This is a genomic window from Paenibacillus sp. FSL R7-277, assembly GCF_000517965.1.
In the GTDB taxonomy this organism is placed as follows: domain Bacteria; phylum Bacillota; class Bacilli; order Paenibacillales; family Paenibacillaceae; genus Paenibacillus_AQ; species Paenibacillus_AQ silagei.
This window is the reverse complement of the sequence record NZ_ASPX01000037.1, coordinates 41717-63271: the sequence shown is the minus strand read 5'-3', so window position 1 is coordinate 63271 and position 21555 is coordinate 41717. Positions and strand designations below refer to the sequence as shown.

Below are 21555 nucleotides of genomic sequence, written 5' to 3'. Positions count from 1 at the left end.
AGGTCATTCCGATTGAAAGCGATGAAGGAAACACCTAATTCCCTGCGGGAGCTGGCTGGCCGTGTACGTCAAAAACTGCCCAGCCATCCGCACCTGGCAGATATGTTTGAACAGTGCATGCTCAATACCTGGAACACAACGATACAGCGCAACCCGGATGGAACAACCTTTGTCATTACCGGTGATATACCGGCCATGTGGCTGCGGGATTCCACCGCACAAGTCCGTCCCTTCCTGATCCCCGCCTCCGAAGATGAAGAAATTGCCGGCATGATTGAAGGGCTTATCGCACAGCAATTTGCCTATATTGCCATTGATCCCTATGCGAATGCGTTCAACCGGGAAGCGAATGGACGGGGTCACCAGGAAGACAAAACGGCGATGAGTCCATGGATTTGGGAACGGAAATACGAAATTGACTCCCTCTGCTATCCCATTCAGCTCAGCTATCTGCTGTGGAAAAACACCGGGCGGATCACGCAGTTCAATTCAGCGTTTGAAGCAGGAGTGTGGCAGATTATTAAATTATGGATCAGGGAGCAGAGTCATGAGAGCGGTTCCGATTATGTTTTTGAACGCGTGAACTGTGTGCCAACCGATACGCTTGTCCGCGACGGCAAAGGCTCTGTAACCGCCTATACCGGAATGACCTGGTCAGGCTTTCGTCCAAGCGATGATGCCTGCGAATACGGTTACCTGGTGCCTGCCAATATGTTCGCCGTCGTTGTCCTGCGGTACGTCAGCGAAATCGCATCCGATGTGCTTGGCAACCCGGAGCTTGCACAGGCGGCGGAAGATCTGGCTGAGCAGATTGACGGGGGAATCCGGCGGCATGGCATTGTGGAGCACCCTGAATATGGTCCTGTCTACGCCTATGAGACCGACGGCCTGGGAGGCGTGAACCTTATGGATGACGCCAATGTGCCCAGCCTGCTGTCTATTCCTTACCTTGGCTATGCATCTGCGGATGATCCGGTGTATCTCAACACCCGCAAGCTTATTCTAAGCCGGACCAACCCCTATTTCTATGAAGGCAAGGCGGCAGCAGGTATTGGCAGTCCGCATACCCCTCCGCATTATATATGGCCTATCGCCTTGGCGGTTGAAGGAATGACCTCCGGGAAGAGGGAGGAGCAGGAGGCAATGCTTGAGCTGCTGCAACAGACAGATGCCGGAACCGGATTGATGCATGAGGCTTTTCATGCGGATCATCCGGAAGAGTATACCAGACCCTGGTTTTCCTGGGCCAATATGATGTTCTGCGAGCTGCTGCTTATGCGCTGCGGAATTGAGGTGAGTAGAGGCTGAGCAGCCAGGGCTCTAATAACAGACAAATACAAATGAAGGGGATGTAATAATGAAAAAAGGATGGGTTACGGTACTCTCGGTGATGATGGTCGCTTCCTTGGCGGCAGGGTGCAGCAGTAATTCGGCAAAAGAAAGCCCTGCGAATGACGGCAAAGCCGGAAGCGGCAGCAGCGGCAAGAAGACGGAGCTGACGTTCTGGGGCGATTGGGGCGGTGAAGGCCAGAAGCAGTTCGAGACCATGGTGGATGCCTTCAACAAATCACAGGACAAAATTCATGTCAAATATGTGCTGCAGCAGGATATGATCACCAAATTCCTGACGGCGGCTACGAATGGCGGTGCTCCCGATGTGCTGTTCTGGGACCGCTGGCGGACCTCGCTGTATGCTCCCAAGAACGTGCTGCATCCGGTGGATGAGTACTTAACGCGTGACGGCATTTCCAAGGATGATTTCTACAGCGAGTCATTGACCGAGCTCTCCTATAACGATAAATTATACGGGCTTCCGCTGACCGTTGATGCACGGGCATTATTCTACAATAAGAAGCTGCTGGATGAAGCAGGGCTTCAGCCCCCGGCTACCTGGGATGAACTGGAGCAGGCTGCTGCCAAGCTGACCAAGTGGAACGGCGACAAGCTGGAGGTGGCGGGCTTCTCCATGGGTGACCTCGGCCTGTTCAATATGTATCTCCAGCAGGCAGGCGGCCAGATGCTTACTGAGGACGGCAAAACCAATTTCAATAATGAGCAGGGCAAGCAGGTGCTTGAATTCTGGGACCGCCTGATGAACAAAGACAAGGTGTATAAGGTTGGCTTTGAGCTGGGACTTGGCGAAGGGCAGGATGCCTTCGTTACAGGCAAGGTCGCCATGCTCTATTCCGGCCCCTGGATGCTCAGTACCTATAACAAATACGGTAAAGATCTCGAATATGGCATTGTACCGCCTCCTGCCGGGCCGAACGGCGACAAGGGCAGTGTGATGGGCGGCTTCGGACTCGTGATTCCGGAGGGCTCCAAGCATCATGATGAGGCATGGGAATTCATTAAATGGTGGACCGCGAACAAGGATAATGCCTTGATGTGGGCCAAGACCAGTCTGAATCTTCCGGGCTTCAAGCCTTCGATGGAAGATCCGTTTTTCCAGGATGACCCGCAGTGGAAGCCGTTTCTGGATACGCTGGAATTTGCCAAAATCCGCCCGACTCATCCCGGCTATTCCGTGATGGAGACCGATGCGCTTGCGCCTAATCTTCAGCTGAACCAGCAGAACAAGCAGAGCATTGAAGACACGCTGAAAAAGGCTCAGGAACAAGGCGACAAGATGCTGAAGGATAACGCGGTTGTTAAGTAACCAGCCTGATGCCGCGGGGAGGCGGTGCCTCCCTGCTGCCATGGAGCCTTGCCGGATGATGAGAGGGGGAGTTGTATGGCTTCCATGAGAAAAGTGGAACGGCACGAAGCCCGGACGGCTTATGTATTCATTACGCCTACGGTGCTGCTGTTCACTGTGTTTACAGTTATACCTGTAGTGATGGCCCTGTATTTAAGCTTCACCAACTATGATGTGCTTAGCCAGAATGACTGGGTCGGCCTGGACAACTACCGCCGCCTGATTGAAGACAGCCTGCTGTGGAAAACGTTCAAGAATGTGTTCTTCTACTCGATTATTTTTGTTCCGCTGAATATTATCATTTCCCTCCTGCTGTCCATGCTGCTGAGCAGGGCGTGGCAGGGAGTCAAGTTGTTCCGCACCTTCTATTATCTGCCCACGCTGACGTCGGCTGTAGCTGCGGCCACCGTATGGATCTGGCTGCTGCATCCGGAATTCGGTCTGGTGAACGGCTTGCTGTCCTATGTGGGCATTACCGGTCCTGCCTGGCTGTCCGAGACAAGTACGGCGATGCTGTCCATTGTAATGCTCACCCTCTGGCAATCCGTCGGCTCCAATATGATTATTTATCTGGCCGGTCTGCAGGGGGTCCCGGATTATCTCTATGAATCGGCACGGCTGGACGGGGCGAATACATTTGACAGCTTCCGCTTCATCACCTGGCCGCAGCTGCGGCCAACTACCTTTCTGGTCAGCACGATGGCGATTATCGGTGCGCTGCAGCTGTTTGACCAGGCCTTTGTACTGACGCAGGGCGGTCCGGCCAATGTGACCAAGACCCCGGTCTACCTAATCTATCAGCAGGGCTTCAATCAGCTGCAGATGGGCTATGCCTCGGCGCAGGCCTTTGTGCTTGCTGTAGCCATTCTTATTTTCTCGCTGATTAATATGCGGGTCTCCAAAGCGGAGGAATCGATCATTTAGGGGCAGCTTGTCCAGGAAAAAGGAGGTTTGCAGGATGGGTGTTACTGGGGGTTCGGCCTTGAAGAAGGGCCTCTACAAGCTCATTTTCTATATTGTATGTATCCTTATAGCGGTTGTTATGTTTCTGCCATTCTACTGGAGTTTGCTAACCTCACTCAAGCCGGATGATGAGATTTTTGCGATGCCGATCCAGTGGTTTCCGAAGCATCTGACCTTCGAGCATTACCGCAAAGCCTTTTCAACGGTGCCGTTTGCTTTATTCTTCTGGAATTCGCTCGTGCTTGCCGTGTCGGGCGTCCTGGCTAACCTGTTTTTCGGATCACTTAGCGGCTATGCCTTTGCGAAGCTGAGATTCAGGCTGAACAAGCCGGTGTTCCGCGTGCTGCTGGCGGCAATGATGATTCCCGGCATTGTGACCATGATCCCGACAGTGTATGTGATGCGCCATATTCCGTTCGCCGGGGGCAATGATCTTTTTGGCGGGGGCGGCAATGGACTGATGAACTCCTTCTGGGGCATTATTCTTCCCGGCGCTTCCGGGAGCTTCGCTGTATTCTTTATGCGGCAATTTTTTCTTACGCTCCCCACTGACATGCTGGAGATGGCCCGGATTGAGGGCTGCGGGGAATTCAAAATTTTCTGGAGGATCTATCTGCCGCTTACCCGTCCAGCGCTGGCTACCTTGAGCATCTTCACCTTCCAGGCCGGCTGGAACAGCTTCCTGTGGCCGATGATCGTGCTGAATGATCCGGACAAGGCGACGATTCAGATGGGCCTGCAGGCTTTTTCTTATAATTTTCAGACGGATTACGGGCCGATGATGGCCGGGGCGCTGGTGGCGATTCTGCCGATACTGGTGCTGTTCCTGGCGCTGCAGCGTTATTTTGTACAGGGGATTGCCTTCAGCGGCATCAAAGGCTGAGCCAACTAAGGGAGGCAAATTATAGACGGGGAGAGAGACCATATGAAGCAAATAGAGCTTGAACAATGGGCGGAACGGGCGGACTCGGCGCAGGAAGCGCTGGATGTATTCTTCTGGAACGAAGACATCGGAATGTATGACATTGAGACACCATGTCCGGAAGGCGCATGTAATACAGTCTTTCATTATTGGTGGATGGCCCATGCCGTGGATGTGCTGGTCGACGGCCTGCTGCGGACTGGGGCTGCTAAGTACCGCGAACGACTGTCCGCTCTACATGGGGGGCTGCTCCGCCGCAATGACGGAGTATGGCCCAATGAGCTGTACGACGACATGGAGTGGATGGCCCTGGCCTGGCTTCGCGCTTATCAGGCAACGGGAGATGAGCTGTACAAAGAGACGGTTCTTATCCTTTGGACGGATATCAGAACCGGCTGGAACAGCCATTCGGGGGGCGGCATCGCCTGGCAGAAATCGCAGCTGGATTACAAGAACACCCCGGCCAATGCACCGGCGGCCATCCTTGCCGCCCGCCTGTATCAGGCTTTCGGAGATCCGCAGGACCTGGAGTGGGCGCACGCGCTCTATAACTGGCAGCAATCCCGTCTGGTGGACCCGGACACAGGCTTCGTCTGGGATGGGATGAACCGTACCGGTGACGGCCGGATCGATAAGGATTGGAAATATACGTACAATCAGGGTGTTTATATCGGTGCGGCTATCGAGCTGTACCGGGTTACCGGAAGCCGTGACTATCTTGAGGAGGCCCGGCGCACGTTCGCCGCAGCGGTCAAGGAGCTGGCTGGCCCGCATTCCGGTATACTTCCGGATGAGGGCGGCGGCGATGCCGGTCTCTTCAAGGGCATTCTGGTCCGCTATGCGGCAGAACTGGCGCTGGCCGGGCCGGAAGACGGCGCCGCTACGGCCTTCCTGCGCAGCAACGCAGAGATGCTGTGGGACCAGGGCAAGCCGGCAGACAAGGTGCTGTTCGGCCCTGACTGGACTACGCCGCCTTCAGGCGTTGTGCAATTGAGCACCCAGCTGAGCGGCATGAAGCTGCTGGAGCGGATGGCTGTGCTTGCAGGGACCGGGCAGCCGAAAACTCGAACCTCATTTTAGAATAGGAGGAGGTGGCGTATGGATCATTACAACGGGACATCATCATTAGAAGACTGGGCAGCGCGTGCAGACTGGCTCCAGGACTCCCTGTGGCGGCACTACTATAATGCGGACAGCGGAATTATGAGCCAGTGGTATCCGCGGGAATACAGCAGGGCAGGCGACAATTTCTACTACTGGTGGCAGGCGCATGTCATTGATGCTCTGACCGATGCTTACGAACGGACGCGGGATTCTGGATATGCCGAACGCATCCGCGGCCTGAGCCGCAGCTTGCATGCTTATAACGGCGGGACGTTCAAGCATAATTATTATGATGATATGGAATGGACTGCCCTTGCGCTGCTGCGGGCGCATCAGGCTACCGGTGAAGCGGAATATCTGAATGCTGTACTTGAATTATGGGCGGATATTCAGACGGCCTGGAATGAGCACTGCGGGGGCGGCATGTCCTGGAAAAAAGATCAGCTGGATTACAAGAACACGCCGGCGAATGCCCCGGCCGGTATTCTGGCCGCCCGCCTATACTCGCTGCTTGGGCATGAAGAGGATCTGAACTGGGCGATCCGGATTTACCGCTGGAACCAGGCTAATCTGGTTGACCCTGACACCGGGTTCGTATGGGATGGAATGAACCGGCAGGGCGATGGGCAGATCGATTACGACTGGGAATTCACTTACTGTCAGGGCGTGTTCGTGGGAGCGGGGATAGAGCTCTGCCGTGTCACCGGCGATTCCGGCTATGCCGCAGATGCCCGCCGGACCGCTGAGGCCTGCATCGGCCGCTTATGCCATTCTGATTCGCTGCTGCTGCCGGATGAAGGGATTGACGACACCGGATTGTTCAAGGGAATTCTGATCCGCTATCTGGTACAGCTGGAGCAGCATTTCCCCGGAAATGACCGGGTCCGTGAAGTCATATGGGCCAATGCCCGTACGCTATGGGCGCAAGGGCTGGACCGGACGCTGGGGCTGTGCGGACCCTCTTGGGAGCAGGTTCCCGTACTGCCGGTACAGCTTAGTGTACAGCTCAGCGGTCTGATGCTGCTTGAGGGGGCAGCCAAGCTTAGCCATTAGCCCGCTGCCGCCTGACGGTTGTGGACTGGATGTACAAATGAAGGGGGTATTTGGTAATGTTCACCTGGAAGAAAGTAAGAACGGCCGCAGTTCTCTGTCTGTTGTCCCTGTCTCTGTCTGTACCGTCTCCCGGTGCGGGAAGTACGGCAGAGGCTTTCACCGTCTCCAATGCTGATGCTGCAATGAACTCTTTTGTGCAAGTATTCTATGATTCTTCCGCCAAATACTTCTATACCAACAGCGATCACCAGATTTATTCTGAACATGCCCATGGGCCGAACGGGGGTCTCTACACCGACTTCTGGTGGGAGGCACAGCTCTGGGAGACCGTAATGGATGCCTACGAGCGCACGGGCAGCAATGTCTACCGCACGATGATCGATGAGATCTACACCGGATTCAACGCCAAATACCCGGATATGATGACAAATCCGTTCAACGATGACCTGGGCTGGTGGGCGCTGGCCTGCGCAAGAGCCTATGAACTGACTGGAACCACGGAGTATCTGAACCGCGCCAGCTTCCTGTTTGGCCAAATCTACAGCGAATGGGACAGCACGTACGGCGGCGGGATCTGGTGGAGAAGGGACGCCCATGTGCCGGGCCAGGCCAACGCCCAGAAGAATATGGCCACGAATGCCCCGATGGTCATGACCGCAGTCAAGCTGTCTAGTGCCTACAGTGATCCTGCTTATCTGACCAAGGCTACTCAAATCTATAACTGGACCAAATCTACCCTGGTTGGCGGCAGCAAAATCAACGATCATATTGAAGGTGCAGGCAGCGGTATCGTTAAGGATTGGGACTTCACTTACAATTACGGAACGTTCCTGGGGGCGGCTGTGTCCCTGTATCAGGCTACCGGAACTGCCGCCTACCTTACGGATGCCAATAATGCAGCCGGGTATGCCGTTAACAAAATGGTATCAGCCCAGACTCTGATGTATGAAGGGGAGAATGATGCCGCGGGCTTCAAGATGGTCTTCGCCCGCAACCTGAACCGTCTCCGTACGCTGGGCGGACAGCCGCAATACCTGAACTTTCTCCAGCAGAATGCAACGCAGGCCTGGAATCACCGCCGCGTAAGCGATGGAATCATCGGCAGCGACTGGCTGCGCAATACAGGCTCCTCCTATGTGCAGAGCCTGGCCGCCGCTGCGGGCGCTTCTATTCTGCAGCTCGTTCCCGCCGACGGCTACACCGGGTACATTGCGGGCAACGGGGCTTATGAAGCGGAGAACGCAGTGCGGACGCTGGTTGGGGGAGGCGGGATGATCAATGAGAGCACCAATGCCGGATTTAGCGGAAGAGGGTATGTCGGGGGATGGAACACAAGCGGCACCTCCATTGATTTCTATGTCAACCAGAATACGGCCGGAACCAGAACCGTCACCTTCCGCTACGCGGCGGCGGCCGGCAATGCTTCACGCTACGTGAAAGTGAACGGCGTGGTAACAGCCTCCAATCTGGTATTCAATTCTACCTCCAGCTGGAGCACCTACGGAACGGTATCCGTCACGATTCCGCTGAATGCAGGCTCGAACACTATTCAACTCGGGTATAACAGTGCACTCGGAAATACGAATTATCTGAATGTTGATTTGCTGAGCGGGCTGTAAATGCGGGGCGGCAGAACAGGCGGATTGTTAAAGCAAAAAGCAAGGGCACGCAGGAGTTTCTGGGTCCTGAGGTAATATTGCAGCACAAAGGGAGCGCCGTAATTGGCGCTCCCTTCTGCTTGCTTATTAGTTCTAGTACAGCGTCAGATTTAAAGATGAAGATGGGAGTTGTTCATTGCGGCGTTTGGCAAGGTGTAACGGACTGGGGCGCGCTTATTCCAGATGAAAGCTACCGCTTGGGCAAAGTAACGGACCCCATGGAGCTTATTCTTGGAATTTCTAATCTTAACCATCTCGTAGAGAGACGATAAGGTCCACTCCGTCCGTTAAACCTCAAAAAGGGGCGTTTTCCTGGGAATAGGGTCTATCAGGTCCGTTAGAGCCCACTCATCGCGCCCACTCCAACTTTTAAATCTGACCCTGTTAGTCCCCGGTCTCTACGATCCAGACCTCCGGCAGATTGCGGTACTGCTCGGCGTAATCCAGGCCATAGCCGACGACGAATTCGTCGGGAATATCAATCCCGCTGTAGTCGATGGGAACATTGACGAGACGGCGGGAAGGCTTGCTGAGGATGGTGCAGATACGCACGCTTGCCGCCTCGCGCAGGGCGAACAGCTCCTTCAGATGCTGAAGCGTCAGGCCGGTGTCGATCAGATCCTCGACCAGCAGGATATGCTTGCCGCGGATATCCATGTCGATATCCTTCTTGATCGTAATGACGCCGGAGGAGGTGGAGCTTGCCCCGTAGCTGGACACCGACATATAGTCGACGCCGACCGGGAAGGTGATCTCACGCATCAGATCAGACATGAAGACGGCCCCGCCCTTAAGAATGCCGATAAGCACCAGTTCCTTGCCTTCATAGTCACGCGATATTTCAGCGCCCAATTCCTGTACTCGCTGCTGCAGCTGGTCCTTGCTGACCAGAACTTTGGTAATTTGGGTCATGGTTGACGCTCCTTATGGATTAGGATGTGATCACGAGGATGATCTGTCCTTTTCCTTAAGCATAACATCATGTGCGCCTCCTTCAAAGATCGTTGTCGAGGAGACCAGGGTAATCTTGGCCTTCTGCTGTAGTTCCGGGATGGTCAGCGAGCCGCAATTGCACATGGTGGACTTGATTTTGCTGATGCTGAGATCGAGATTGTCCTTAAGCCGTCCCGCATAGGGAATGAAAGAATCCACGCCTTCCTCGAACTCCAGCTTGCTCTCCTTATCGGCATTGCCGAAGTCATAACGCTGCCAGTTGCGGGCCCGGCTGGAGCCTTCGCCCCAATATTCCTTCACGAAGTTCCCGCCGACCAGCAGCTTGCGTCCGGGACTCTCATCGAATCTGGCAAAATAGCGCCCAAGCATCACGAAGTCAGCGCCCATCGCCAGCGCCAGCACAATATGATAATCATGGACAATCCCGCCGTCCGAGCAGATGGGGACATAGATGCCGGTCTGCTCATAATATTCCTGGCGGGCCGCCGCCACTTCGATGACAGAGGAGGCCTGGCCCCGGCCGATGCCCTTTTGCTCCCGGGTGATGCAGATGGAGCCGCCGCCGATACCGACTTTGATGAAATCTGCTCCTGCCTCTACGAGGTACAGGAAGCCTTCCTTGTCAACAACATTGCCCGCGCCGACCTTCACGCTCTCCCCGAAAGTCTCCTTAATATAATGGATGGTCTCCGCCTGCCACTCCGAGTAACCGTCCGAGGAATCAATGCACAGCACATCTGCCCCGGCTTCGACCAGCGCCGGTACACGGTCCTTGTAATCCCTGGAGTTGATACCCGCGCCGACAATCAGCTGCTTGTTGCCGTCATGCAGCTCCAGCGGATACTCCTGGTGGCTGTCATAATCCTTGCGGAAGACGAGATGGACGAGATGTCCGCCGGCATTTACAATCGGCAGGCAGTTCAGCTTGTGGTCCCAGATCATGTCGTTCGCTTCGGTCAGGGTAATACCTTCCCGCGCGAATATCAGCGAAGCGAGCGGAGTCATGAACTCCGTAATCGGGCATTCCGGAGGCAGCCGGTTCTCGCGGTAATCGCGGCTGGTGACAATCCCCATCAGCTTGCCAGTCGGTTCCCCGTTGTCCGTAATGGCAATGGTAGAGTGGCCGCTGCGTGCTTTGAGCGCCAGCACATCCTGCAGGGTATCCTCCGGCCGCAAATTGGAGTCGCTGAGGACGAAGCCGGCCTTGAATTTTTTGACCCGGCGGACCATCTCGACCTGCTGCTCGATAGACTGCGAGCCATAGATGAAGGAGATGCCGCCGCTTTTGGCCAGGGCAATCGCCATGTTATGGTCGGATACCGCCTGCATTACGGCCGAAGTCACGGGGAGGTTCATGGTCAGTGCCGGGGTCTCTCCTCGCCGGAATTTGGTTACCGGTGTGCTAAGATCCACATTTGCGGGAATGCAATCTTTGGTGGTCAGGCTGGGTACCAGCAGGAACTCACTGAAGGTTCTTGAAGGCTGCTCGTAATAAAAAGCCATGGCTTGTCACTCCCCTGCTATTTTTTTACAACTCATACCTGGGACAAAAATCTGACGGGTACTCCAATGTCCGCTTCCAGCTGCTTGTAATGCTCCCCTTTGGCCAGAATCGCCTGCACACCGACGAGCTCTATGCCCATCACGGACAACTGAGCAGCAATGCAGCGGATCGTAGCACCTGAACTAATCACATCATCCAGCAGCAGCACGCGGTCACCGGCAGAGAAGCCGTCAAAATAGATATAATTCTCATTATACGCCGTCTCGCGTCTGACACTAACCTCATAATTCTCATACAGCTCCGTGCTAAGCCGCAGAATATTCATCGGCTTCATCAGCTTATAGGCAGCCAGCATCCCCCAGGTATGACCGCCGGGTTCAGGGGAGACAATGTAATCAAAATCGGGAAACTGCTCCGTTACAGCATCCGCCAGATTGTGAGTGATTTCACGGATCAGCTCGGGGGCAATGTACGTACCGCGTTCTCCGAAAGGGTAGAGCTTGAAGTCATAGGCGGTGTCCTTGTTCTTGTAGATCCTCACATTCTTGGCCTCACGGATCGATTCATTTAAGCTTGCGTAGGATGGACTCATTGCCCTCACTCCTTCTATTATAATGGATGTCAAAAACCCCAGGCTAAAGGAGGCGCAGTCCAAAGCAGGATACATCAGCGGAGAAAAGCACGGTTTCGCCCGTGAGCTCACACTGATTAATCCAGCAGGGGGTCTGGCCTCTTGTAGCCTGGGGCAATTTACGGTTGCCTGTAGATACGCCCATTCCGGATTAACGGGCTTATACAAGAGAGGTTTGAAGAGATATAACTGACGTGATGCTAACTTGGATACGGATAATCAGATTATTTTTGCTACATATGTTATAAAACTTAACTCAGATCATTTGTTATATGCTATCATCCGCAATAAAGTGTGTCAATATTTCATCAATATGTTATATTCCATAACTTATGTACTTGTTTATAATAATTATTATCTGCAATTCATAAATAGTTCAAAGGTTTTGTTAAAAGCCGTATTTTGATGTGATATACTTAACACAGCGATTTGAGATCTTGTGAAATTGATACTAATATTTGCTGCTAAGCAGTAACAGAGCCTACACCAATGAATATAGATTAGGATGGTGAACAAGCGATGCATATTGTCGTCGTTGGCCTGAATTACCGTACGGCTCCCGTAGAGGTGAGGGAACAGTTCGCTTTTGCCGAAAAGGATCTGCCTGCTGCGCTTCATCAGCTGCTGCAGACGAAGAGCGTTCTGGAAGGGGTCGTTGTCGCCACCTGTAACCGGACGGAAATTTATGTGGTCGTGGACCGCCTTCATATGTGCGGATATTTCATCCGCAGCTTCATGGAGCAGTGGTTCGGAGTAAGAAGTGATGTATTTACGCAACATATGTATATATATGAAGACGAGCAGGCGATTGCCCATCTGATGCGTGTCACCTGCGGTCTGGATTCCATGGTGATTGGCGAGACGCAGATTCTGGGTCAGGTGCGCAGTGCCTTCCTGACGGCTCAGGCGGAAGGGGTTACCGGAACCTGGTTCAACCGGCTGTTCAAGCAGGCGGTGACGCTCGGCAAGCGTGCGCATAGTGAGACCTCGATTGGCGAGAGCGCGGTGTCGGTCAGCTATGCGGCGGTGGAGCTGGGGAAGCGGATCTTCGGCATGTTCACCGGCAAAAGAGTGCTCATTCTCGGCGCCGGCAAAATGAGCGAGCTGACGGTGAAGCATCTGTACAGCAGCGGCGCGGCGGAAGTGATTGTCGCCAACCGTACCTTGTCCCGTGCTATCGAGCTGGCCGAGAAATTCTCGGGTAAGCCCAGCACGATTGAAGAGGCGCTGAAGTCTCTGGATGAAGTGGATATTGTGATCAGCTCTACGGGGGCAGACGGCTATGTGCTGACGGCTGCCCAGGTAGCCGAGGGCATGAAGCGCCGCCCTTCACGGCCGCTGTTCATGATCGACATTGCTGTGCCGCGCGATATTGACCCTGCTGCTGCCAGTGTGCCGGATGTATTCCTCTATGATATCGATGATCTGGAAGGCATTGTGGAGAGCAATCTGGAGATGCGCCGCAGTGAAGCCGCCAAGATCGAGGTTATGATTGAAGGCGAAATGGCGGATTTCCAGCAATGGCTGAAGACGCTGGGCGTCAGACCAGTGATCCGTGCACTGCAGGACAAGTCCAACGGAATATATGAAGAAACGATGGATAGTCTGTTCAACAAGCTGCCTGAGCTGGATGAGCATCAGCGCAAGGTGATCCGCCGGCTGACCAAGAGCATCGTCAACCAGATGATGCATGATCCGATCAATGTGATCAAGGAGATGTCCGGCGGCAAGCAGGGCAATGAAGCACTGGAGTATTTCACTCAAATCTTCGCTCTGCAGGAGCAGCTGGATGCAGCTCCGGCCGGTGGAAGTGTTGAACCGCATCAGCGCAGCTCTGCTGAACGGCCCTCAGGCGGAGAGATCCGGGGGCCGGGAGCGGTGCTTACCCCAGCCGGTCTGCTGGGCGGGTGAGCAACATGCTACTGCTGAACGGAATATATGATGCCGCTCTGCTGCTATATGCCCTGAGCCTGCTGTTTGTTTTCTCGGATTGCCTTCGGCGCAATCCGGGCGGAAAGCGGCTGGGCACAGGGCTTCTTGCTGTCGTAGGTCTGCTTCAGCTGACCGGCCTTGCGATCCGCTTCTCCCAGGAGGGCGGATTGCCAATTTTCACGCCTTATGATTTCCTGTTCTGGTTCTCCTTCAGCATGGTGGTTACCTCGTTTGCCGTGACGTATACACGCGGCGGTGAGTTCACGGTGCTGCTGCTCAGCATGGCGGGCTTCAGCGTATTTCTGCTGAACCGGGTATGGCTGACGGCAGAGGATCATACGCTGCAGAGCTGGAGTGCGGTGCACGGGTGGCTGGCGATGCATGTCATTTTGGCGAATCTGAGCTTTGCCGCACTGACACTGGGGATGGTATTTGCGATAATGTATCTGTTCCTGCATACGAAGCTGAAGAATAAGAAGTGGGATGACCGCGTCCGCAGGCTGCCCAGCCTGGAGACGATGGACAAATATTCCTACACGGCGATCCTGGCCGGAGTTCCGCTGCTGCTGGCTTCGCTGATTCTGGCGGGACTGTCGATTGTCGCGGAAGGACGGATACCGCTGTTTCAGGATACGAAGGTCCTGACTACACTTACGGGCCTGGGCGTCTACATCGTCTACCTTGTGCTGAAGTTCTCCGGCCGCCGAAGCGGTACAGTCATGGCCCGCTGGGCGATTGCGGGTTACGGCTTCATTATTCTTAATTTCCTGCTGAATTCCTGGTCGGAGTTCCATGGCTGGGGCGGGGAATGAAGTGGGATGGACGATGGATGAGAGCGAGTTGGAAGTGCTGGGGAGAGCTGGAGTGAGCAGGATGAAAAAGTATCTGCCGATTATGCTGGATGTGGAAGGCCGGCGCGTGGTGATCGTTGGAGGCGGGGCGGTGGCTGCACGTAAGGCGGGTCCGCTGCTGGAAGCAGGCGCGGAACTGGTGGTGATCAGCCCCTCGCTCAGCGGGACGCTGGCTGCGATGGCTGATGAGGGGCGGCTGCAATGGATCAGCCGCCCCTATGCTCCCGGGGATCTCCAGGGAGCGGTTCTGGTCTATGCCGCCAGCGATAATAGGGCGGTGAACGAGGCCGTTGCCGCGGAAGCCCGGCAGCTGGGGCTGCCCGTTAATGTGGGCAGCCATGCGGAGGCGGGCACATTCATTACGCCCGGCGTGCTCCGCCGCGGGCGCTTGACGGTTGCGGTCTCGACCTCCGGGGCGGGACCGTCTGCGGCTGCGGATATTACGCAGCAGATTGCGGGGCTGCTTGGCGAGGAATATGAGCCGTATCTGGATTTCCTGCATGAGCTGCGGACAGCGATTAAGCAGCTGGAGCCAGCGGCAGAGAACCGGTCGCGGCTCTTGCGGCGGCTGGGGAAGCTGGATGTGTTGAATGAGCTGCGGCAGGGCACCTTTATACCATGGACGGCCGAGGAGATTGAGGCTTGGGTGGCGCGCAACCGGGAGGAATAGGGGGCTTAAGTAGCTGGGCTACCGAGATGAGCAAAGCAAGGGCAAAAATGCCCTTAATTCGGCCGAATCAGCTCATTCGAGCAAATGAGGTGTATAAATACAACTGAATACGGCCGAATCAGCTCAATCGAGCAAATTCAGGGGATAGTTACGGCGGCGGATGGAATAAGGGACTGACTTGAACAGGGGGAGTGGGCATGCGGAAGATTATCGTGGGCAGCAGACAAAGTGCGCTGGCTTTAACGCAGACGGGGCATGTGATTGCTGATCTGGAGCGGCTTAGCGGAGAGCATGGGTTTGATTTTACTTTTGAGGTGCATAAGATTGTGACTAAGGGTGACCGGATTCTCGATGTGACCCTGTCCAAAGTGGGCGGCAAAGGTCTGTTCGTCAAGGAAATTGAACAGGCGATGCTGGCAAAGGATATTGATATGGCAGTACATAGCATGAAGGATATGCCTTCCGAATTGCCGGAAGGCTTGATGAATGGTGCGGTGCCGAAGCGTGAAGATCCGCGCGACGTTCTGATCTCTAATAGCGGAGTGGGCCTGGAGGGTCTGCCGCAAGGCGCGCGCGTAGGAACAAGCAGTCTGCGGCGCTCCAGCCAACTGGCTGCACTCCGGCCGGATCTGCTTATTGAGCCGGTACGCGGCAATATTGATTCGCGGCTGAAGAAGCTGGAGAGCGGCGAATATGACGCGATTCTGCTGGCAGCAGCGGGGCTGTCGCGGATGGGCTGGCAGGACCGGATTACGGCATATTTGCCGCCTGAGGTCTGCCTGCCCGCTGTAGGCCAAGGAGCACTCGGTATTGAGTGCCGTGAGGACGATGAGGAACTGCGCAAGCTGCTGGCGCTGTATAATGATGAGCGCACGGCACTCACGGTGACAGCGGAGCGGACCTTCCTGGGCGCCCTGAACGGCGGCTGTCAGGTGCCGATCGGCGCTTACGCGATCCTTGAGCCGGAAGGCGAAGCTGCAGGTCCGTCCATAACGTTAACCGGAATGGTCGGAACACCGGACGGCACAGTCATTCTGAAGGAGACCTGCACCGGCAATGATCCGGTGGAGCTGGGTTCGGAGGTCGCGCGTAAGCTGGTGGCCAGAGGTGCGGAGAAGATTTTGGCAGATGTAAGGGAATAAGGGGTAAGGGTTAGACAGGGAATAGTGTGCGTTGGGGAGAAGCTTATGCAGGCCAGAATCGCATGTGTAGAGGGATAAGGGGATGACGGAGATGGCGGGGAAGGTATATCTGGTAGGTGCAGGTCCGGGGGATGCGAAGCTGATTACAGTCAAGGGGCTGGAGTGTATCCGGAAGGCCGATGTGCTGGTCTATGACAGGCTGGCCAGTCCAAGGCTGCTGAAATGGATGAAGCCCGGCGGTGAGAAAATATACGTAGGCAAGCTTTCGGACCGCCATACGATGAAGCAGGAGGATATTAATCAGCTGCTGGTAGATCTCGCATTGGAGGGCAAAACGGTGGTGCGTCTGAAGGGCGGGGACCCCGTGATTTTTGGCCGGGTGGGTGAAGAAGCGGAGCTGCTGCGCAGGAATGGCATCTACTATGAGATTGTGCCGGGCATTACCTCGGCCATCAGCGTCCCGGCGTATGCCGGTATTCCGGTGACCCACCGGGAGGCATCGTCTTCCCTGTCGATTATTACCGGCCATGAGAGCCCGGATAAGCTGGATCATTCCATTCAATGGGATAAAGTAACGAATGCGACAGGCACGCTGGTATTCCTGATGGGTGTCGCCAAAATTGGCTACATCAGCGCCCAGCTCATGAAGCACGGACGTCCGCCGGAAACTCCGGTGGCGCTGGTGCGCTGGGGAACCCGTGCGGATCAGGAGACGCTGACCGGCACGCTGGCCGATATTGAGGCGAAGGTTACGGCAGCGGATTTTCAGCCGCCGGCGGTTATTGTGGTCGGTGATGTTGTGCTCCAGCGGGAGCACCTGATGTGGGTGGAGGCGCTGCCGCTGTTCGGCAAGCGCATTGTAGTGACGCGGGCACGCGCACAGGCAAGTGAGCTGGTGGACCGGATCGAGGAGCTGGGCGGCGAGCCGTATGAGTTCCCGGTCATTGAGACGGTGATGCAGCGGGATGCGGGCAAGCAGGCGGAGATCGCTGCGGCTCTTGGCGGGCTTGCGGCGTACGACTGGGTGTTCTTCACCAGTCCGAACGGCGTAGACTTCTTCATGCGTCATCTGACGCAGCAGAAGCTGGATATCCGCAGTTTGCACGGGGCGCGGCTGTGCGCTGTGGGACCGGGGACGGCTGCGGCGCTCGCAGAGCGCGGGCTGATCTCCGAGGAGCTGCCCGGACGCTTTCAGGCGGAAGGGCTGATCGAAACCTTCGGCCCCGAGCTTAAGTCCGGGCAGAAGGTGCTGCTTCCGCGCGGCGACCTGGCGCGTGAGTGGCTGCCGGCGAAGCTCGGGGAACTGGGGCTGGAAGTGACCGAGGTGGATACGTATGAGACGATTGTCACCGGGGAGGATGATATTGAGCTGGTGAAGCTGCTGGAGGAGAAGCGCATCCATGCGGTAACCTTCACCAGCTCGTCCACGGTGCGCAATTTCCTCGGCATTCTGAAGAGAATGGGCCTGGAAGATCCGCTGGAGTTGCTGGCGGGCGTCAAGATTGCCTGCATCGGCCCGGTTACCGAGCAGACCGCAGTCGAAGCGGGCCTCACTCCGGGACTGCTCCCGGAAGAAGCCACCATCGAAGGACTGGTGCAGGAGCTATGCCGCTGGAATGAATCGACGAGGCTGAGATAGCCTGTTCCTGCCGGATCTGTCAGCATTGTCTTTGAGCATTGCAATCGGGTCTGGCCTACTGGCAGCGATAACTTTAACATCTCAATACTGCTTAAGACGAATAGATGTGATTATATACTTACTGAACAGGAGGATACAACAAATGAGCTTTCCAATAACCAGACACCGCCGTTTGCGCGGGTCGGCCGGTATTCGCGGCATGGTGCGCGAGACCGTTCTGAATGTGCTGGATTTCATCCAGCCGATTTTTGTAACCTATGGAACAGGTGTGAAGAATGAGATCAGCTCCATGCCCGGCGTCTATCATTTCTCGCTGGATACGCTGAAGGCGGAGGTGGATGAGATTGCTTCCCTCGGCATTCCGGCGGTACTGCTGTTCGGTATTCCCGAGACGAAGGATGCGGTTGGCTCGTCCGGCTTCGCAGACGATGGCATTGTGCAGGAAGCCACGCGTCTGATCAAAAAATGGTATCCCGACCTACTGGTTGTCGCCGATACCTGCCTGTGTGAATTCACCGACCACGGCCACTGCGGCATGGTGCATACCCATACGGTGGACGGTGTGGTGCACGGGGATGTAATCAACGATGCTTCGCTTGAGCTGCTGACCCGCACGGCGGTCTCGCAGGCCCGGGCAGGGGCGGATATTATCGCGCCGTCCAACATGATGGACGGATTCGTGCAGGCGATCCGTGCCGGACTCGATGCGAATGGCTTCGAGCAGGTGCCGATTATGTCCTATTCGGTAAAATACGCCTCCGCCTTCTACGGCCCGTTCCGCGAAGCAGCGGATTCCGCTCCCCAGTTCGGCAACCGCAAGACGTATCAGATGGACCCGGCCAACCTGCGGGAAGCCGTTCGCGAAGCGGATTCCGATGTGCTGGAAGGCGCGGACATGCTGATGGTGAAGCCTGCGCTGGCTTATCTGGATGTCATCCGCACCATCCGCGACCAGTTCGATCTGCCGCTTGTAGCCTACAACGTCAGCGGTGAGTACTCGATGGTCAAGGCGGCTGCGCAGCAGGGCTGGATCGATGAGCAGGCGGTTGTGCTGGAGATGCTGACCGGCATGAAGCGCGCCGGAGCAGATATAATTATTACCTATTTCGCCAAGGACGCAGCCCGTTGGCTGCGCGGCTAGGATCAGGAACTGGAGGGAACAAGCATGGGCAATATGCCGTTGAACCGCCGGGAAGAGGCTTCCCGCATGGCTTTTGAAGAGGCAAAACAATATATTCCCGGCGGGGTGAACAGCCCAGTCCGGGCATTCAAATCTGTAGGATTGACCCCGGTCTATGTGGAGAGGGGCGAAGGCTCACGGATCTACGATATTGACGGCAACAGCTTCATTGACTACGTCTGCTCGTGGGGACCGCTGATTATGGGACATGCCCATCCTGAGGTGGTGAAGGCGCTGCAGGAGACTGCGGCCAGAGGGACAAGCTTCGGCGCGCCGACCCTGCTTGAGACCGCAATGGCCAAAACCGTGGTAGAACGCGTAGCCTCGGTGGACATTGTCCGCATGGTGAACTCGGGAACGGAAGCGACAATGAGCGCGATCAGACTGGCCCGCGGCTATACCGGACGCAGCAAAATCCTCAAATTCGAAGGCTCCTATCACGGCCATGCCGACAGCCTGCTGATTAAGGCCGGTTCCGGGGTGGCGACCTTGGGGCTGCCGGATAGTCCGGGCGTGCCGGAAGGTGTGGCCGTGAATACGATCACGGTACCTTATAATGACCTGGACGGGGTCAAAATCGCGTTTGAACGTTACGGCAACGAGATTGCCGCTATCATCGTTGAGCCGATCGCCGGAAATATGGGCGTAGTGCCTCCGCTTCCGGGCTTCTTGGAGGGTCTCCGCAAGGTGACGACAGGGTACGGGGCGTTGCTGATTTTTGACGAGGTGATGACCGGCTTCCGTGTGGACCGGGGATGTGCGCAGGGGCTGTTCGGGATGGACCCGGATCTGACCTGCTTCGGCAAGGTGATTGGCGGCGGTCTGCCTGTAGGGGCTTACGGCGGCAAAAGAGAGATCATGGAGCAGATCGCCCCGTCCGGCCCGATCTATCAGGCGGGCACACTCAGCGGGAATCCGCTGGCGATGGCGGCGGGCTACAGCACGCTTGCGCTGCTGACCCCTGAGGTCTACACCCGTCTGGAGTCGCTTGGCGCGAGACTGGAAGCCGGACTTAAGCGCAATGCGCAGGAGACGGGAATTCCGCTGACGATTAACCGCGTGGGCTCGATGGTATGTCCGTTCTTCACGGAGGAGCCGGTCATTAACTTCGAGACGGCCAAGACCAGTAACCTGGAGCTGTTCAAGCGTTATTTCGGTAAAATGCTGGATCAGGGCATCAGCGTTCCGCCGTCCCAGTTCGAGGGAATGTTCGTATCTGCTGCGCACAGCGAGCAGGATATTGACGATACGATTGCGGGCCATTACCAGGCCCTGAAATCGCTATGACGGCTGGACCGGAGGAGCTGTCCGGCCAGCATGGCGGCGGCGAGATCCAAGACGGAAGTGATGGCGCCAGCGGCCCCTTCGCGGGCGGCGGCAAGTGGACCCGGCGCGGAGAATGGCTGGAAGCCATGCCTGGCCGGATCATTACAGCGGCTGCCGACAAGCAGGCCGCCATCGATGCCTGGCTGCTGGGCGTAGCCGGGATGCCAGCGAAGCTGCACGCCCGGCTGCGCCGCGAGAACGGCATCCAGTGGCGGGGCGACCGGCTGCGGCTGGCCCTATTCCCTCACCGGGAAGCCGGAATAGAGCCGGTATGGCAGGAGGCTACGGCTGAGGTGCTGTTCGAGGACGACTTCTGCCTTGTGGTCCACAAGCCTGCGGGTCTGGCGGTTCATCCGGACGGAAGCAGCACGGAAGTGACGCTGGATCATCTCGTAGCCGCGCATTATGCGGCCTCCGGCGGAGGGATTGCCGTCCGCCATATCCACCGGCTGGACAAGGATACTACCGGACCTGTACTGTATGCGAAGAACGAATACGCCCAGCTTGTGCTGGATGAGGATATGCGTGAGAAGAACGTATCCCGCCTGTATGCCGCGATTGTTGAAGGCACAGTGCCGCCGGAGCTTACGGTGATCGATGCCCCGATCGGCCGTGACCGCCATCATGCGGCGCGCAGGCGGGTATCCCCGGGAGGGCAGGAGGCGGTAACACGGATTGTGGGACGCGAAGCCCTGCCCGGCGGGACCGTAGTGAAGCTGCAGCTGGAGACGGGCCGGACGCATCAGATTCGTGTCCACCTCAGCCATGCGGGGCATCCGCTCTTCGGGGACGACCTCTATGGAGGATCGGCCTGGCATACTGCGGGCATTCCTTCCGGCAACAGCCTTAAGGAGAAGCAGCCCCTTCGTTCGGAGCCTGGTCAGGTGAAATCTGCCATTACGGCCTGGTTCGAAGAGCAGGAGAAGGCAGGCCTTACCCCTGGTTTGCAAGTCCAAGGCAAGCAGCCGCCAGCTCCACCTTCGAAGCCGGGAGTCAAGGCGAAGCAGGAGAGTTCCGACCGCCAGGCACTGCATGGCGAGAAGCTGATTTTCGCCCACCCCTGGACCCGAAGTAAGATCGAGGTATCAGATCCCTGGCCGGAGGATCTGCGCCGCCTGCGCGAGCAAATCGGCGGCGTAGATCAGGAGTAGGCCATTACCTAATCGGCTCCGTGAAGTTAAGTAACTCAATAGATGCCATGCCCAGCCGGGCCGCGTTTCTCTGATATCTGGAGGATTGCGGCTCGGCTTTTTAGTTGTTGTTCAGTGTGACCTCCCCCAGCCGAAACATCGAACAAGAAGTGGATTATTTACGCACTATTACTCTCC

At 56.3% G+C, this 21555-nt stretch carries 17 protein-coding genes, 1 pseudogene and 1 riboswitch; of the genes and pseudogenes, 15 read left to right on the top strand and 3 right to left on the bottom strand.

From position 1 onward, the window contains the following. Positions 1-21 precede the first annotated feature (21 nt). The 7 genes from C173_RS14540 to C173_RS14510 all read left to right on the top strand — a co-directional run bounded on the left by C173_RS14540 (position 22) and on the right by C173_RS14510 (position 8359). On the top strand, positions 22-1308 hold the full coding sequence (locus C173_RS14540; protein WP_036726085.1) for a glycoside hydrolase family 125 protein: 1287 nt from the start codon (positions 22-24) through the stop codon (positions 1306-1308). Positions 1309-1357: 49 nt separating this feature from the next. Continuing rightward, on the top strand, positions 1358-2659 hold the full coding sequence (locus C173_RS14535) for an ABC transporter substrate-binding protein (RefSeq protein ID WP_036725955.1): 1302 nt from the start codon (positions 1358-1360) through the stop codon (positions 2657-2659). Between the two features lie 75 nt (positions 2660-2734). Continuing rightward, a complete protein-coding gene (locus tag C173_RS14530) occupies positions 2735-3622 on the top strand; it encodes a carbohydrate ABC transporter permease (protein ID WP_036725954.1) in 888 nt (295 codons plus the stop codon). A 34-nt stretch (positions 3623-3656) separates the two neighbouring features. After that, complete coding sequence (locus C173_RS14525) at positions 3657-4544, top strand: carbohydrate ABC transporter permease (RefSeq protein WP_036725951.1); 888 nt, start codon at positions 3657-3659, stop codon at positions 4542-4544. 42 nt (positions 4545-4586) lie between these two features. Continuing rightward, positions 4587-5663 (top strand): glycoside hydrolase family 76 protein, encoded by a 1077-nt coding sequence (locus C173_RS34995; RefSeq protein ID WP_036725950.1) that lies wholly within the window; start codon positions 4587-4589, stop codon positions 5661-5663. A gap of 18 nt (positions 5664-5681) precedes the next feature. Further along, complete coding sequence (locus tag C173_RS34990; RefSeq protein WP_036725949.1) at positions 5682-6740, top strand: glycoside hydrolase family 76 protein; 1059 nt, start codon at positions 5682-5684, stop codon at positions 6738-6740. 56 nt (positions 6741-6796) lie between these two features. After that, positions 6797-8359, top strand: coding sequence for a glycoside hydrolase family 76 protein (locus C173_RS14510; protein WP_036725946.1), 1563 nt, complete (start codon positions 6797-6799; stop codon positions 8357-8359). Positions 8360-8782: 423 nt separating this feature from the next. Here the strand turns inward: C173_RS14510 and hpt are convergent, their stop codons facing one another. The 3 genes from hpt to C173_RS14495 are packed head-to-tail and all read right to left on the bottom strand — an operon-like array spanning position 8783 to position 11448. Beyond that, the gene (hpt, locus tag C173_RS14505; protein WP_036725945.1) at positions 8783-9310 is read right to left on the bottom strand and encodes a hypoxanthine phosphoribosyltransferase; all 528 of its coding nucleotides are present in this window, start codon (positions 9308-9310) and stop codon (positions 8783-8785) included. Positions 9311-9340: 30 nt separating this feature from the next. Further along, complete coding sequence (locus C173_RS14500) at positions 9341-10855, bottom strand: IMP dehydrogenase (protein WP_036725942.1); 1515 nt, start codon at positions 10853-10855, stop codon at positions 9341-9343. A gap of 32 nt (positions 10856-10887) precedes the next feature. Next, a complete protein-coding gene (locus C173_RS14495) occupies positions 10888-11448 on the bottom strand; it encodes a phosphoribosyltransferase (protein WP_036725941.1) in 561 nt (186 codons plus the stop codon). Positions 11449-11572: 124 nt separating this feature from the next. Continuing rightward, positions 11573-11675, bottom strand: a riboswitch (purine riboswitch). Positions 11676-12006: 331 nt separating this feature from the next. Between C173_RS14495 and hemA the strand changes: the two genes are divergently transcribed. The 8 genes and pseudogenes from hemA to C173_RS14455 all read left to right on the top strand — a co-directional run. Beyond that, the gene (hemA, locus tag C173_RS14490) at positions 12007-13398 is read left to right on the top strand and encodes a glutamyl-tRNA reductase (protein WP_036725939.1); all 1392 of its coding nucleotides are present in this window, start codon (positions 12007-12009) and stop codon (positions 13396-13398) included. Positions 13399-13403: 5 nt separating this feature from the next. Next, positions 13404-14231: a cytochrome c biogenesis protein CcsA gene (gene ccsA / locus C173_RS14485; protein WP_036725938.1), complete on the top strand. Its 828-nt coding sequence runs from the start codon at positions 13404-13406 to the stop codon at positions 14229-14231. 61 nt (positions 14232-14292) lie between these two features. After that, positions 14293-14940: a precorrin-2 dehydrogenase/sirohydrochlorin ferrochelatase family protein gene (locus C173_RS14480; protein ID WP_036726084.1), complete on the top strand. Its 648-nt coding sequence runs from the start codon at positions 14293-14295 to the stop codon at positions 14938-14940. 197 nt (positions 14941-15137) lie between these two features. Further along, positions 15138-16082: a hydroxymethylbilane synthase gene (gene hemC, locus C173_RS14475; protein WP_036725936.1), complete on the top strand. Its 945-nt coding sequence runs from the start codon at positions 15138-15140 to the stop codon at positions 16080-16082. A 91-nt stretch (positions 16083-16173) separates the two neighbouring features. Then, the gene (gene cobA / locus C173_RS14470) at positions 16174-17721 is read left to right on the top strand and encodes a uroporphyrinogen-III C-methyltransferase (protein ID WP_036726083.1); all 1548 of its coding nucleotides are present in this window, start codon (positions 16174-16176) and stop codon (positions 17719-17721) included. 142 nt (positions 17722-17863) lie between these two features. After that, positions 17864-18862: a porphobilinogen synthase gene (hemB, locus tag C173_RS14465; RefSeq protein WP_036725935.1), complete on the top strand. Its 999-nt coding sequence runs from the start codon at positions 17864-17866 to the stop codon at positions 18860-18862. A gap of 24 nt (positions 18863-18886) precedes the next feature. Continuing rightward, a complete protein-coding gene (gene hemL / locus C173_RS14460; RefSeq protein ID WP_200869542.1) occupies positions 18887-20188 on the top strand; it encodes a glutamate-1-semialdehyde 2,1-aminomutase in 1302 nt (433 codons plus the stop codon). Positions 20189-20313: 125 nt separating this feature from the next. Continuing rightward, a pseudogene (locus C173_RS14455) lies at positions 20314-21039 on the top strand (RluA family pseudouridine synthase); the annotation flags it as partial. Positions 21040-21555: the final 516 nt, after the last annotated feature.

Excerpts from the sequence above, each read along its gene's own strand:
- C173_RS14540 (WP_036726085.1), top strand. The coding sequence starts at position 22 with ATGAAGGAAACACCTAATTCCCTGCGGGAGCTGGCTGGCCGTGTACGT.
- C173_RS14535 (WP_036725955.1), top strand. The coding sequence starts at position 1,358 with ATGAAAAAAGGATGGGTTACGGTACTCTCGGTGATGATGGTCGCTTCC.
- C173_RS14530 (WP_036725954.1), top strand. The coding sequence starts at position 2,735 with ATGGCTTCCATGAGAAAAGTGGAACGGCACGAAGCCCGGACGGCTTAT.
- C173_RS14525 (WP_036725951.1), top strand. The coding sequence starts at position 3,657 with ATGGGTGTTACTGGGGGTTCGGCCTTGAAGAAGGGCCTCTACAAGCTC.
- C173_RS34995 (WP_036725950.1), top strand. The coding sequence starts at position 4,587 with ATGAAGCAAATAGAGCTTGAACAATGGGCGGAACGGGCGGACTCGGCG.
- C173_RS34990 (WP_036725949.1), top strand. The coding sequence starts at position 5,682 with ATGGATCATTACAACGGGACATCATCATTAGAAGACTGGGCAGCGCGT.
- C173_RS14510 (WP_036725946.1), top strand. The coding sequence starts at position 6,797 with ATGTTCACCTGGAAGAAAGTAAGAACGGCCGCAGTTCTCTGTCTGTTG.
- hpt (WP_036725945.1), bottom strand. The coding sequence starts at position 9,310 with ATGACCCAAATTACCAAAGTTCTGGTCAGCAAGGACCAGCTGCAGCAG.
- C173_RS14500 (WP_036725942.1), bottom strand. The coding sequence starts at position 10,855 with ATGGCTTTTTATTACGAGCAGCCTTCAAGAACCTTCAGTGAGTTCCTG.
- C173_RS14495 (WP_036725941.1), bottom strand. The coding sequence starts at position 11,448 with ATGAGTCCATCCTACGCAAGCTTAAATGAATCGATCCGTGAGGCCAAG.
- hemA (WP_036725939.1), top strand. The coding sequence starts at position 12,007 with ATGCATATTGTCGTCGTTGGCCTGAATTACCGTACGGCTCCCGTAGAG.
- ccsA (WP_036725938.1), top strand. The coding sequence starts at position 13,404 with ATGCTACTGCTGAACGGAATATATGATGCCGCTCTGCTGCTATATGCC.
- C173_RS14480 (WP_036726084.1), top strand. The coding sequence starts at position 14,293 with ATGAAAAAGTATCTGCCGATTATGCTGGATGTGGAAGGCCGGCGCGTG.
- hemC (WP_036725936.1), top strand. The coding sequence starts at position 15,138 with ATGCGGAAGATTATCGTGGGCAGCAGACAAAGTGCGCTGGCTTTAACG.
- cobA (WP_036726083.1), top strand. The coding sequence starts at position 16,174 with ATGGCGGGGAAGGTATATCTGGTAGGTGCAGGTCCGGGGGATGCGAAG.
- hemB (WP_036725935.1), top strand. The coding sequence starts at position 17,864 with ATGAGCTTTCCAATAACCAGACACCGCCGTTTGCGCGGGTCGGCCGGT.
- hemL (WP_200869542.1), top strand. The coding sequence starts at position 18,887 with ATGGGCAATATGCCGTTGAACCGCCGGGAAGAGGCTTCCCGCATGGCT.